Raw genomic sequence first — 12,113 nt, 5'->3', positions numbered from 1 at the left:
GGGAGAGCCGTGACGATGACCAACAGCGGACAGACTTCACCGACGGCCGCCGGTATCCGTGAGTTCAAGATGCCCGACGTCGGCGAGGGACTGACGGAAGCCGAGATCCTCAAGTGGTACGTACAGCCCGGTGACACCGTCACCGACGGGCAGGTCGTCTGCGAGGTGGAGACGGCCAAGGCCGCCGTCGAGCTGCCCATCCCCTTCACCGGTGTGGTGAGCGAGCTGCGCTTCGACGAGGGCACGACGGTCGATGTCGGCACCCCGATCATCACCGTGGACACCGGCGGCCCGGCCTCCGGTACCGGCGCCGGTGACGCCTCGGCGGCCCAGCCGGCGATGGAGACCGGTGCCTCAGCGGCGGCCGAGGTCGCCGGGGAGGCGGCAACCCAGGGAGAGGCCGAGGCCGAGGCCGAGCCGGAGGGGCGGCAGCCCGTGCTGGTCGGCTACGGCGTCGGTACCAGCTCCACCAAGCGGCGCCCGCGCAAGCCGGTGCCGAGCGCTGCGGCGGGGCCTGCCGCCACCGAGGCGCCGGCCCCCGCGCCCGCGCCCGCTCCCGCTCCCGCCGCGGAGCCCGTCGCTCCGGCGCCGGGCAGCAACGGCCATGGCGCGGCGCGCCCGCTGGCCAAGCCCCCGGTGCGCAAGCTCGCCAAGGACCTCGGGGTCGATCTGACCGCGGTCACCCCCAGCGGTCCTGACGGGATCATCACCCGCGAGGACGTGCACGCGGCGGCGGCGACTCCCGCGGAACCGACAGCGGCGCCATCGGCGCCGTCGGCACCTTCGACGGAGCCCGCGGCGGAGCCCGTCGCGCCGGGTGCCGGTGCCCGGGAGACCCGTGTCCCCATCAAGGGCGTCCGCAAGGCCACGGCGCAGGCGATGGTGAACAGCGCGTTCACCGCGCCGCATGTCACCGAGTTCGTGACCGTGGACGTCACCCGGACGATGAAGCTCGTCCAGGAGCTCAAGCAGGACCCGGACATGGCGGGGGTACGGGTCAACCCGCTGCTGTTCGTCGCCAAGGCGTTCCTGCTGGCCATCCGGCGCAACCCGGAGGTCAACGCGGCCTGGGACGAGGAGCGCCAGGAGATCGTGCGCAAGCACTACGTCAACCTGGGCATCGCGGCCGCCACTCCGCGCGGGCTGATCGTTCCGAACATCAAGGACGCACAGGACAAGACCCTGCCCGAACTGGCGTCCGCTCTCGGTGAGCTGGTCACCACGGCGCGCGAGGGCAGGACCAGTCCGGCGGCGATGGCCGGGGGCACGGTGACGATCACCAATGTCGGCGTCTTCGGTGTGGACACCGGTACGCCGATCCTCAACCCGGGCGAGTCCGCGATTCTGGCCTTCGGGCAGATCCGTGAACAGCCCTGGGTGCACAAGGGCAAGGTCAAGCCGCGGCACGTCACCACGCTGGCGCTCTCCTTCGACCACCGCCTGGTCGACGGTGAACTCGGCTCCAAGGTGCTGGCCGACATCGCGGCCGTACTGGAGCGCCCCAAGCGCCTGATGACCTGGGGCTGAGGCTCTGAGGGGTGTGGGGGCGCAAGCCCCCGCACCCCCACGGCGCGTCGGGGCTCCGCCTGTGCCCGTGCGGGGTATCAGGGGCGGAGCCCCTGAAAATTGGTCCGCCGGTACGGCGAGGAACCACGACGGCGAGGGCACGACGGCAGGAGAGGCGCCCTCAGCTACAACGCTCGGCTCCGTCCACATCGCGGAAGCGATCCCTCACGCATGCGTGTTGTATCTATGCTGTGCGCATGACTTCTCCCGCGTCGGCCAAGCCCGCTCAAAAGGAAAGCCGGCAGCCGCCCGCCGCGGAGCGCGTGTACGCGCACGTCAAACAGGCGGTACTGGAGCGGCGGTACGAAGGCGGCCTGCTCCTCACCGAAGGTGAGCTCGCCGAGGCGGTGGGCGTCTCGCGTACCCCCGTGCGCGAGGGGCTGCTCCGGCTGGAGGTCGAGGGCCTGATCCGGCTGTACCCGAAGAAGGGCGCCCTGGTGCTGCCGGTCTCCGCGCAGGAGATCGAGGACGTCGTGGAGACCCGGCTGCTGGTCGAGCAGCACGCGGTACGCCGCGCGGTCCCCGTGACGCAGGCGCTGGTCGACCGGCTGGAGGAGACGCTGGCCGAGCAGATCGCGCACGCGGAGGCGGGCGACCTGGCCGCCGTCTCGGCGGCCGACCGCTGCTTCCACGCCACCATCGTCGAGGCCACCGGGAATCAGATCCTCACCCGCCTCTACGACCAGCTGAGGGACCGCCAGCTGCGGATGGGCGTCGCCGTGATGCACGCGCACCCCGACCGGGTCGCGAAGAACATCACCGAGCACACCGACATCCTGCGCACCCTGCGCGAGGGGGACAGCGAGGCGGCGGCGCACGCGGTGTACCAGCATGTGAGCCGCGTGCGTCACCTGGTGCGCGGCGAGGAGATCCGGGACATCCACCGGCTCGGTGATCCGCGATGACCGTGTCCACCTCCGCCGATGTCCGGCTGCCCGGCGACCCGCCGGGCGGCCCCCGTGCGGTGTGGGTGTGGGGAATCGGCGTCGCTGTCTACTTCGTCGCCATCACCTTCCGCACCAGTCTCGGCGTCGCGGGCCTCGACGCCGCGCACCGCTTCGACATCAACGCCTCCGCGCTCTCCAGCTTCTCCATCCTCCAACTGCTGGTGTACGCGGGGATGCAGATACCCGTGGGCCTGCTGGTGGACCGGTGGGGGACGCGCCGGGTCCTGATGCTGGGCATCCTGCTGTTCACCGCCGGCCAGTTCGGCTTCGCGCTCTCCTCCTCGTACGGCACGGCGCTGGCCTTCCGCGCGCTGCTGGGCTGCGGCGACGCGATGACGTTCATCGCCGTACTGCGGCTGGGCGCGCGCTGGTTCCCCGCGCGCCGGGGGCCGATGATCGCGCAGATCGCCGCGCTGATCGGGATGTCGGGGAACCTCGTCACCACGCTGGTGCTCGCCCGGGTCCTGGAGGCGTTCGGCTGGACCCCGACCTTCGCCGGAAGCGCGGCGGGCGGGCTGGCCATCCTGCTGCTGGTCGCCTTCTTCCTGCGCGACCACCCGGAGGGATACGAGCCCCCGGCCGTGCCCAAGGGCGGCGACGGCAGGTCAGGTTCGGGCGGCTCCGGCTACATCCGGCGGCAGATCGGCGCCGCCTGGCGGGAGCCGGGCACCCGGGCCGGCATGTGGGTGCACTTCACCTGCCAGTTCCCCGGCATGGTCTTCCTGCTGCTGTGGGGCATGCCGTTCCTGGTCGAGGCCCAGGGCCTGGACAAGGGGACGGCGGGGGAGCTGCTGACCCTCGTGGTCGTCTCCAACATGTGCTGCGGCCTCGTGTACGGGCAGGTCATCGCCCGGCACCACACGGCACGTACCCCGCTGGTGCTCGGTACGGTGGCCGCCACCGCGCTCGCCTGGGCGGCGACTCTCGCCTGGCCGGGGCACGCGCCGATGTGGCTGCTGGTGCTGCTGTGCGTCGTACTCGGCGCGTGCGGGCCGGGCTCGATGATCGGTTTCGACTTCTCCCGCCCCGCCAACCCGCCCGAGCGCCACGGTACGGCCTCCGGCATCGTCAACATGGGCGGCTTCACCGCTTCGATGACGACGCTGTTCGCCGTCGGTGTGCTGCTCGATCTGACCGGCGACAACTTCCGGATCGCCTTCGCCGTCGTCTTCGTCCTCCAGGCCCTGGGACTGGTCCAGTTCGCACGGCTGCGGGGGCGCGCGGTGCGCCGTGAGCGCGAACGCATCGTGGCCAGCCGCGTCGAGGCCGTCCACGTTCCTGTGTAGGCCGACGACGCCGGGAGGGGGCTGCCCCTGTCCCGCCGTTGCGGACCGCGGGTGGGCTTCGGTTGCGCGCGCAGTTCCCCGCGCCCCTGACGGGCGCAGCCCCCGTCACAGCGTCGCCCTCAGGGCGTCGTCGAGAAGTGCCTCAGGATGGCGGCAGCCAGATCCGCGTCTCCGTCGACCTTCACGTGCTCCGCGACGGCCTCAGGCCGTACGCGGCCCGCGGCGAGCCGGGAGTAGGTCTCCCAGTCCATCGCGAGGGTGGCGGCGGGGCCCAGTGAGACGCTGCCGTCCACGGAGCCGTTGCCCGCCTGGTCCACCCGTACCGTCCGCATGAACTCGACCGGGCCGCTCACATCGAAGACGACCGCGCAGTTGGCCGGCGCCCCCGCGTCCTTGGCGACGACCTTCGGCAGGCGGGAGAGGAACACATCGCGGGCCACGAACGCGCCCGGGGAGTCCAGGTTCCCCGGCTTGTCCAGGGCGCGGCGCAGATCCTGCTCGTGCACCCACACATCGAAGGCGCGCAGCATCAGCTGCCGCTCCAGCGGCAGCTTGCGGGGGCCGAACGGCAGGACGCTGTTGACCTCGTCCTCGGGGCCCCGCTTCTCGTTCCGCAGCTGCCGCGAGCGGCGGATGAGCGTGTACTCGAACTCGCTGGTCATCTCCGGCCCGGTGTGGTGGCGCCGCACATCCACCTGCACTTCCATATGGCGGCTGACCTCGTCCCGGACGTGGTAGATGTCGCGCGGGAGGGAGTGGATGGGCCTGGGGTCCCCCAGCAGCTCACACTCCATGCCGATGATGTGGGAGACCACATCGCGGACCGACCACCCCGGGCACTCGGTCCGCCCGTTCCACTCCCCTTCCACAAGCGGAGTGACCAGCTCGGATATCGCTTCCATGGACTGCGTCCAGGCGTCAACGTAGGGCTGAAGGCTTGGGTGGTCGGTCACGGGACCCCTCGGCGTTGCGGTTCGTTCGCGGGCTGGACAGGGCAGGGTGCTGATGCTGGGTGCTCTCAAGTTACGCTGCGCCCGGGCACCCCGGCAGTGCTTTTGGGACGATGCTAGGCCCAATCGACCCCCTCGATCGCATGGACGGTGGTACGGTGCGCGCTTCTCTTCTGCAGATTCAGGTGGACCCTCACGAGTCGGTCGATTCCCGCCGGGAACGGGTCGCTTCCCTCGTCCGTGAGCAAGCAGGTGCCGACCTGGTCGTGCTGCCCGAGCTGTGGACCGTCGGTGCCTTCGCGTTCGAGCGCTTCGCCACCGAGGCCGAGGAGACGGATCCGGCCACCGGGCCGACGGCGCTGGCCATGTCGGCCGCCGCACGGGACGCCGGCGTATGGCTGCACGCGGGCTCCGTCGTCGAGAAGGGTCCCGAGGCCGGGGCCCTCTACAACACCTCGCTGGTCTTCTCCCCCAGCGGCGAGCTGGTCGCCACCTACCGCAAGATCCACCGCTTCGGCTTCGACCGGGGCGAGGCCACCTTGCTGGCCGCCGGCACCACCCCCGTCACCGTGCCGCACCCGCAGGCCACCCTCGGCCTGGCCACCTGCTACGACCTGCGCTTCCCCGAACTCTTCCGCGCCCTGCTCGACGCGGAGCCCGAGGGCGCCCGCGTGCTGGTCGTCCCGGCCGGCTGGCCCGCCAAGCGCGCCGAGCACTGGACGCTGTTCGCCCGCACCCGCGCCGTGGAGAACCAGTGCTTCGTGCTGGCCTGCGGTACGGCGGGCAGCCACGCCGGTGTCGCGCAGGCCGGACGCAGCGCGATCATCGACCCCTGGGGCGAGATCCTGGCGCAGTCCGAGGACAACGCGGAGACCGTCGTCACCGCCGACCTGGACGTCTCCCAGGTGGACAAGGTCCGCGAGGCCTTCCCCGTGCTCAAGGACCGGGTGCTGTAAGGCCCGGGTGCTCCGGGCCGCCCGCGGGGGTGGCACCCTTGTCCGTATGACCTCTCGTGCCCGTGTCCGCGCCCCTGAGCTGCACGGACGGTCCTGGATCAACACCGGCGGCGAAGAGCTCGGCCTCGCCGCGCTCCGGGGCCGGATCGTGGTGCTCGACTTCTGGACCTTCTGCTGCATCAACTGTCTGCACGTCATCGACGAGTTGCGGGAGCTGGAGGAGCGGCACCGGGACACGGTCGTGGTGATCGGGGTGCACTCGCCGAAGTTCGTGCACGAGGCGGAGCCCGCCGCCGTGGTGGACGCGGTGGAGCGGTACGGGGTGGCGCACCCGGTGCTGGACGACCCCGAGCTGGCCACCTGGAAGCAGTACGCGGTGCGGGCCTGGCCGACGCTGGTGGTGATCGACCCGGAGGGGTACGTGGTCGCGCAGCACGCCGGGGAAGGGCATGTGCACGCGATCGAGAAGCTCGTCGGCCAGTTGGAGGCCGAGCACGAGGCGAAGGGGACGCTGCGGCGGGGCGAGGCGCCGTTCACCCCGCCGGAGCCGGTCGCCGGTGATCTGCGGTTCCCGGGGAAGGCGCTGGCGCTGCCGGCCGGTGGCTTCCTGGTCTCGGACACCACGCGGCACCAGCTCGTGGAGCTGGCCGCCGACGGCGAGACCGTGCTGCGGCGGATCGGCGACGGCGAGCGAGGGCTGGCCGACGGCGCGCCGGACGTGGCGCGGTTCAGCGAGCCGCAGGGCCTCGCGCTGCTGCCGGACGGCGACGTGCTGGTCGCCGACACCGTCAACCACGCGCTGCGCCGCCTCGATCCGGCCACCGGTGAGGTGCGGACCGTCGCGGGAACCGGTGCACAGTGGTGGCAGGGGGCGCCCACGGAAGGCCCCGCGCGCCAGGTGGCGCTCTCCTCACCCTGGGACGTGGCATGGTTCGCGGGACGCGTGTGGATCGCGATGGCCGGGGTGCACCAGTTGTGGACGTACGACCCGGAGGCGGGGACCGTCGCAGCGGCGGCGGGGACGACGAACGAGGGACTGGTGGACGGCCCGGCCGCCGAGGCGTGGTTCGCGCAGCCGTCCGGGCTCGCCGTCGCCGCCGACGGCGGCAGGCTGTGGGTGGCCGACTCGGAGACCAGCGCCCTGCGCTGGGTGGAGCGCGCGGGGGACGGGTTCGCCGTGCGGACGGCGGTCGGCACCGGCCTGTTCGACTTCGGCCACCGGGACGGCCCGGCCCAGCAGGCCCTCTTCCAGCATCCGCTGGGCGTCACCGCGCTGCCCGACGGGTCGGTCGCGGTCTGCGACACCTACAACCACGCGCTGCGCCGCTACGACCCCGCCACGGGTGAGGTGGGCGAGGTGAGCACGCTGGCCACGGATCTGCGCGAGCCGTCGGACGCCGTGCTGGTCTCCGGCGACTCCCAGGGCACGCCCGAGATCGTCGTCGTCGAGTCGGCGGGGCACCGGCTGACCAGGCTGCGGCTGCCGGAGGACGCCGTACGGGTCGAGGCCGTCGCGCACCGTACGCAGCGTGCCGCCACCGAGGTCGCGGCGGGCGCGCTCCGGCTCGACGTCGTCTTCAGTCCGCCGCCCGGGCAGAAGCTCGACGAACGCTACGGCCCCGCCACCCGGCTGGTGGTCAGCTCCACCCCGCCCGGTCTGCTCGCGGCGGGCGAGGGGACCGGCACCGACCTGCACCGCGAGGTGATGCTGAGCGGTGCGGCAGGCACCGAGGGCGTGCTGCACGTCTCGGCGATGGCCGCCTCCTGCGACGAGGAGGGGGAGTACCCGGCCTGCCATATGCACCAGCAGGACTGGGGAGTTCCGGTCCGGCTCAGCCCGGACGGCACCGACCGGCTGCCGCTGGTGCTGGCGGGGCTGGACGAGGGGGCCGAGGGCTGAGGGCCGGGCCCGGGGAGCGGCAGAAGCGCCGGCTCACTCGATGTGGTGCCTGTTGTACTCCTCGACCACCGGTGCGCCCGGGGACGGGGGCTCGACGCGGCGGCGCTTGAGGATGCTGATGTAGGTGCACAGCCCGATCGTGCCGACGATCAGCAGGATGACGCCCATCAGATCGATGTTGATCCCGCTGATGTCGAGGTTGACGGCCAGCGTCAGAATCGCCCCCACGGCCATCATGCCAATGCAGATGATGATGCCCATGAGTGATGCCTCCAAGCTCGGTTGAGCCGAACCGGCTCTGTGGGGCGAGCCGTTCGCTTACCGGGCGCGGGTACCCCCCTCAAAGGGCGGCAATCAGGGCGTAATCGGCAACCGGCGCCGGAGCACCGGGCCCGTCACTCGTCCAGGAACGCGGTGAGGCAGTTGGCCAGCAGCCAGGGGTCGTCGGCGCCGCACAGCTCTCGCGCGGAGTGCATGGACAGGATCGCCACACCGATGTCGACGGTGGTGATCCCGTGCCGCGCGGCGGTGATGGGGCCGATGGTGGTGCCGCAGGGCACGTCGTTGTTGGAGACGAAGCTCTGCCAGGGCACACCGGCCCGCTCACACGCCGCGGCGAACAGGGCGCGGCCGCTGCCGTCGGTGGAGTAGCGCTGATTGACGTTGACCTTGAGGATCGGGCCGCCGTTGGGCAGCGGGTGGTGGCCCGGCTCGTGCCGCTCGGGGTAGTTGGGGTGCACGGCGTGCCCGGTGTCGGAGGAGAGACAGACGGTGCCCGCCCAGGCCCGGGCCCGGTCCTCGTAGGAGCCGCCCCGCGCGAAGACCGAACGTTCCAGCACCGAGCCCAGCAGCGGGCCCTCGGCGCCGGTGTCGGACTGGCTGCCGTTCTCCTCGTGGTCGAAGGCGGCCAGCACCGGGATGGTGCCGGGCTCGGCCTGGCCCAGTGCCACGGCGGTCAGCGCGGCGACGCCCGCGTGCACCGAGAGCAGATTGTCCATCCGCGGCCCGGCGAGGAGTTCACGGTCCCGGCCGAGGTAGGAGGGGGCTTCGACGCTGTGCGCCATCAGATCCCAGCCGGTGATCTCCTCGGCGGGCAGCCCGCTCTCCTCGGCGAGGAAGCGCAGCAGATCGCCCTCGCGCGACTCACCGAGCCCCCAGACCGGGGTCATATGGCGCTGTCTGTTCAGCTTGAGGCCCTCGTTGACCTGCCGGTCGAGGTGGATGGCGAGCTGCGGTACGCGCAGTACGGCGCGGTCCACGTTCACCAGATGGGTGGAGCGGTCCCGGAGCGTCAGCCTGCCGCTGAGACCGAGGTCGCGGTCGAGCCAGGTGTTGAGGAGGGCACCGCCGTAGATCTCCACGGCCACCTGCCGCCAGCCGTGCGCACCGGTGTCGGGCACCGGCTTGACGCGCAGATTCGGCGAGTCCGTGTGCGCGCCGACGATGCGGAAGGGGGTGCCCGGTGTGGCGTTCTCGGGGACGTACCAGGCGATGAGCGCGCCGCCGCGCAGTACGTACTTGCCGCCCGGCGCCGCGTCCCAGGTCTCCGTCTCCATGACCTGCCGGAAGCCGGCCTTCTCCAGCCGCGCGGCCGCGTTGGCCACCGCGTGGTAGGGCGACGGGCTCGCGGCGAGGAAGGACATGAGACCGTCGGTGTGACTGCGGTCGAACGGCGTGGCAGTGCTCATGGCCTTACCTTACGGGGCGCCCCGCGGTGCTTCGGCGGTACGGGCTGCCCCTTTCCGCCGCCTGCGGTCTGCGGGTTGTTTGTGGCTGTGGGGGCACCTCCCGGCCGGAGGCTGGGGGAGCAGTTCCCCGCGCCCCTGACATCCCTGCCCCGCAAGCTTGGGCAGTCTGCGCCAGGGGCGCAGGGTGGGCAAGCGCAGCCCCCATGCGGGGCGAGCCCTAGAACGCGTTCTCGTCCAGCTCCATGACCGAGAGGTCCACCGCGTCGGCCAGCTCACGCTGGACGGCGACCTGCGGCAGCACGTTCGCCGCGAAGAACTTCGCCGCCGCGATCTTCCCCTGGTAGAAGGGCACATCCTTCGCCGAGGCCCCCGCCACCTTCTCCGCGGCCACGGCCGCACCGCGCAGCAGCAGGTAACCGATGACGACGTCACCGGCGGCCATCAGGAAGCGGGTGGTGTTCAGGCCCACCTTGTAGATGGACTTGACGTCCTTCTCGGTGGCGGCCAGATCGGTGAGCATGGTGCCGACGATGGCCTCCAGCTCACCGGCGGCCTTGGCGAGCTGGTCCCGGGAGGCGGCCAGCTCCTCGCCGCCCTGCGCGTCGGCGAGGAACTTCTTGATCTCCTCGGACAGCGCGGTGAGGGCCTGGCCCTGGTCGCGGACGACCTTCCGGAAGAAGAAGTCCTGGCCCTGGATCGCGGTGGTGCCCTCGTAGAGGGTGTCGATCTTGGCGTCCCGGATGTACTGCTCGATCGGGTACTCCTGCAGATAGCCGGAGCCGCCCAGGGTCTGCAGGGACTGCGCGAGCTGCTCGTACGACTTCTCCGAGCCGTAGCCCTTCACGATCGGCAGCAGCAGGTCGTTGAGGCGGCGCGCGGCGTCGGCGTCCTCGCCGTTGTGCTCCTTGAGCAGGATCTCGTCCTGCACGGCCGCGGTGTACAGCACGAGGGAGCGCATGCCCTCCGCGTACGCCTTCTGCGTCAGCAGCGCGCGGCGTACGTCCGGGTGGTGGGTGATGGTGACGCGCGGCGCGGTCTTGTCGGTGAACTGCGCCAGGTCCGCGCCCTGCACCCGCTCCTTGGCGTACTCCAGCGCGTTGAGGTAGCCGGTGGACAGGGTGGCGATGGCCTTGGTGCCGACCATCATCCGCGCAAACTCGATGATTTTGAACATCTGGCGGATGCCGTCGTGCTTCTCGCCCAGCAGCCAGCCCTTGGCGGGCGCGTTGGCGCCGAAGGTCATCTCGCAGGTGTTGGAGACCTTCAGGCCCATCTTGTGCTCGACGTTGGTGGCGTAGACGCCGTTGCGCTCGCCCAGCTCGCCGGTCTCCCAGTCGAAGTCGTACTTGGGAACGATGAACAGCGACAGGCCCTTGGTGCCGGGGCCGTGGCCCTCGGGGCGGGCGAGGACGAAGTGCACGATGTTCTCGGACATGTCGTGCTCACCGGAGGTGATGAAGCGCTTCACGCCCTCGATGTGCCAGCTGCCGTCCTCCTGCTGGGTGGCCTTGGTGCGGCCCGCGCCCACGTCCGAGCCGGCGTCCGGCTCGGTGAGCACCATGGTGGAGCCCCACTGCTTCTCGGCCATCAGCTGCGCGATCTTGCGCTGCTCCTCGGTGCCCTCCTCGTGCAGGACGCCCGCGAAGGCAGGGCCCGAGGCGTACATCCACACGGCCGGGTTGGAGCCCAGGATCGTCTCGGCGAAGCCCCACAGCAGCGAGCGCGGTGCGGTCGTGCCGCCGATCTCCTCCGGGATGCCCAGCCGCCACCACTCGGCGTCCATGTACGCCTGGTAGCTCTTCTTGAAGGAGTCCGGCACCGGTGCGGTGTTGGTCTCCGGGTCGAAGACCGGCGGGTTGCGGTCACCGTCCTCGAAGGAGGCGGCCAGCTCGTTCTCGGCCAGCCGCGCGATCTCGGACAGCACGTTCTTGGCGGTCTCGACGTCCATCTCCGCGAACGGTCCGGTGCCGTACACCGTGTCGCGCCCGAGCACCTCGAAAAGGTTGAACTCGATGTCGCGGAGATTCGACTTGTAATGCCCCATGGCGACGGCTCCGTAGTGGCTCGCTCGTACTTGTCAGTAGTTCCATAGATGATGCTACCCGTCGGTAATAAGAAGCAACCCCTCACCGCCCTTCTGTGACTCGTTACTCTCTTTGCTATGTACGGTTACGACCAGACCGGTGCCCCGCCCGGCCCAGGGCCGGGCCACGGCGCGCACGGCTACCAGCACGCCGGGCATGCTTCGCACCCCGGTCAGCAAGGTCACCAGGCACCGCCGCCTCCGTACGGAGCGCAGCAGGGGGCGCCGCCGTACGGCCAGCCCGGGCCGCAGCAGCAGCCGCTCTACCCCGAGCCGTCGCCGCCCTCGCTCCAGGAGGCGATCCGCGCCTTCACCACGGGCTCGATGAGCGCCGAGGACTTCCAGGGCATCTTCTCCACCTCCAAGGTGTACTGCCCGCGCGGCGACACCCCGGGGTTCCTCGCGCTGCACAACACCCAGCAGCCCGTCATCCCGATGTTCAGCACCCTCAAGGAGCTGCGCGCCTACGCGGGCAAGGAGTCGAAGTACTTCGTCATCACCGGTGCCGAGGTGCTCGACCTGCTGCCGTCGGGGTACGGCTTCGTGCTCGACATGGAGGGCGAGCACCGGGTCGTCTTCGACGCCAAGGCGGTCGAGGAGATGGTCGACTTCGCGATGCGCCGCATGTACGGCTGACGCTCCGCTTGGTGCGCCGCCTTCATTGCGGGCCCGACCCCATGAGTGTTTCCGGGGAGGGGCTGCCCCTGCCTCGCCGTCGCAGTCTGCGGCTGCCTTGT

At 71.0% G+C, this 12,113-nt stretch carries 10 protein-coding genes; 6 read left to right on the top strand and 4 right to left on the bottom strand.

The genetic code is table 11. The annotated features are described in order from the left end of the window. Positions 1–15: 15 nt before the first annotated feature. From HC362_RS16195 to HC362_RS16185, 3 genes are all read left to right on the top strand, one after another. The gene (locus HC362_RS16195; RefSeq protein WP_243084671.1) at positions 16–1,527 is read left to right on the top strand and encodes a dihydrolipoamide acetyltransferase family protein; all 1,512 of its coding nucleotides are present in this window, start codon (positions 16–18) and stop codon (positions 1,525–1,527) included. A 236-nt stretch (positions 1,528–1,763) separates the two neighbouring features. Further along, positions 1,764–2,471: a GntR family transcriptional regulator gene (locus tag HC362_RS16190; RefSeq protein WP_243084670.1), complete on the top strand. Its 708-nt coding sequence runs from the start codon at positions 1,764–1,766 to the stop codon at positions 2,469–2,471. Continuing rightward, positions 2,468–3,799 carry an MFS transporter gene (locus tag HC362_RS16185; protein WP_243084669.1) on the top strand — a complete coding sequence of 444 codons (1,332 nt, stop codon included), beginning with the start codon at positions 2,468–2,470 and terminating at the stop codon, positions 3,797–3,799. The genes HC362_RS16190 and HC362_RS16185 overlap by 4 nt, the downstream gene beginning before the upstream one ends. A gap of 119 nt (positions 3,800–3,918) precedes the next feature. On the opposite strand, the gene HC362_RS16180 is transcribed toward HC362_RS16185, so the two are convergent. Next, the gene (locus HC362_RS16180) at positions 3,919–4,752 is read right to left on the bottom strand and encodes a maleylpyruvate isomerase family mycothiol-dependent enzyme (protein WP_243084668.1); all 834 of its coding nucleotides are present in this window, start codon (positions 4,750–4,752) and stop codon (positions 3,919–3,921) included. Between the two features lie 155 nt (positions 4,753–4,907). On the opposite strand from HC362_RS16180, the gene HC362_RS16175 reads away from it, so the two are divergent. Further along, positions 4,908–5,705, top strand: coding sequence for a carbon-nitrogen family hydrolase (locus tag HC362_RS16175; RefSeq protein ID WP_243084667.1), 798 nt, complete (start codon positions 4,908–4,910; stop codon positions 5,703–5,705). Positions 5,706–5,751: 46 nt separating this feature from the next. Continuing rightward, the gene (locus HC362_RS16170; protein WP_243084666.1) at positions 5,752–7,605 is read left to right on the top strand and encodes an NHL domain-containing thioredoxin family protein; all 1,854 of its coding nucleotides are present in this window, start codon (positions 5,752–5,754) and stop codon (positions 7,603–7,605) included. 33 nt (positions 7,606–7,638) lie between these two features. Here the strand turns inward: HC362_RS16170 and HC362_RS16165 are convergent, their stop codons facing one another. From HC362_RS16165 to HC362_RS16155, 3 genes are all read right to left on the bottom strand, one after another. Beyond that, on the bottom strand, positions 7,639–7,866 hold the full coding sequence (locus tag HC362_RS16165) for a hypothetical protein (RefSeq protein ID WP_243084665.1): 228 nt from the start codon (positions 7,864–7,866) through the stop codon (positions 7,639–7,641). Positions 7,867–8,000: 134 nt separating this feature from the next. Continuing rightward, positions 8,001–9,293, bottom strand: coding sequence for a M18 family aminopeptidase (locus tag HC362_RS16160; protein WP_243084664.1), 1,293 nt, complete (start codon positions 9,291–9,293; stop codon positions 8,001–8,003). Positions 9,294–9,510: 217 nt separating this feature from the next. Beyond that, positions 9,511–11,337, bottom strand: a complete 1,827-nt coding sequence (locus HC362_RS16155; protein WP_243084663.1) for an acyl-CoA dehydrogenase — start codon at positions 11,335–11,337, stop codon at positions 9,511–9,513. A gap of 117 nt (positions 11,338–11,454) precedes the next feature. Between HC362_RS16155 and HC362_RS16150 the strand changes: the two genes are divergently transcribed. Then, the gene (locus tag HC362_RS16150) at positions 11,455–12,012 is read left to right on the top strand and encodes an SseB family protein (RefSeq protein ID WP_243084662.1); all 558 of its coding nucleotides are present in this window, start codon (positions 11,455–11,457) and stop codon (positions 12,010–12,012) included. The last annotated feature ends 101 nt before the right edge of the window (positions 12,013–12,113 follow it).

This window comes from Streptomyces sp. 891-h, from assembly GCF_022760275.1.
Lineage (GTDB): Bacteria > Actinomycetota > Actinomycetes > Streptomycetales > Streptomycetaceae > Streptomyces > Streptomyces spirodelae.
Note: the sequence above shows the minus strand (reverse complement) of the source record. Positions and strands in the feature narration are given on the sequence as shown.

Bases quoted from the DNA above. Each gene is read 5' to 3' on its own strand.
- HC362_RS16195 (WP_243084671.1), top strand. From the start codon at position 16: ATGACCAACAGCGGACAGACTTCACCGACGGCCGCCGGTATCCGTGAG.
- HC362_RS16190 (WP_243084670.1), top strand. From the start codon at position 1,764: ATGACTTCTCCCGCGTCGGCCAAGCCCGCTCAAAAGGAAAGCCGGCAG.
- HC362_RS16185 (WP_243084669.1), top strand. From the start codon at position 2,468: ATGACCGTGTCCACCTCCGCCGATGTCCGGCTGCCCGGCGACCCGCCG.
- HC362_RS16170 (WP_243084666.1), top strand. From the start codon at position 5,752: ATGACCTCTCGTGCCCGTGTCCGCGCCCCTGAGCTGCACGGACGGTCC.
- HC362_RS16165 (WP_243084665.1), bottom strand. From the start codon at position 7,866: ATGGGCATCATCATCTGCATTGGCATGATGGCCGTGGGGGCGATTCTG.
- HC362_RS16160 (WP_243084664.1), bottom strand. From the start codon at position 9,293: ATGAGCACTGCCACGCCGTTCGACCGCAGTCACACCGACGGTCTCATG.
- HC362_RS16155 (WP_243084663.1), bottom strand. From the start codon at position 11,337: ATGGGGCATTACAAGTCGAATCTCCGCGACATCGAGTTCAACCTTTTC.
- HC362_RS16150 (WP_243084662.1), top strand. From the start codon at position 11,455: ATGTACGGTTACGACCAGACCGGTGCCCCGCCCGGCCCAGGGCCGGGC.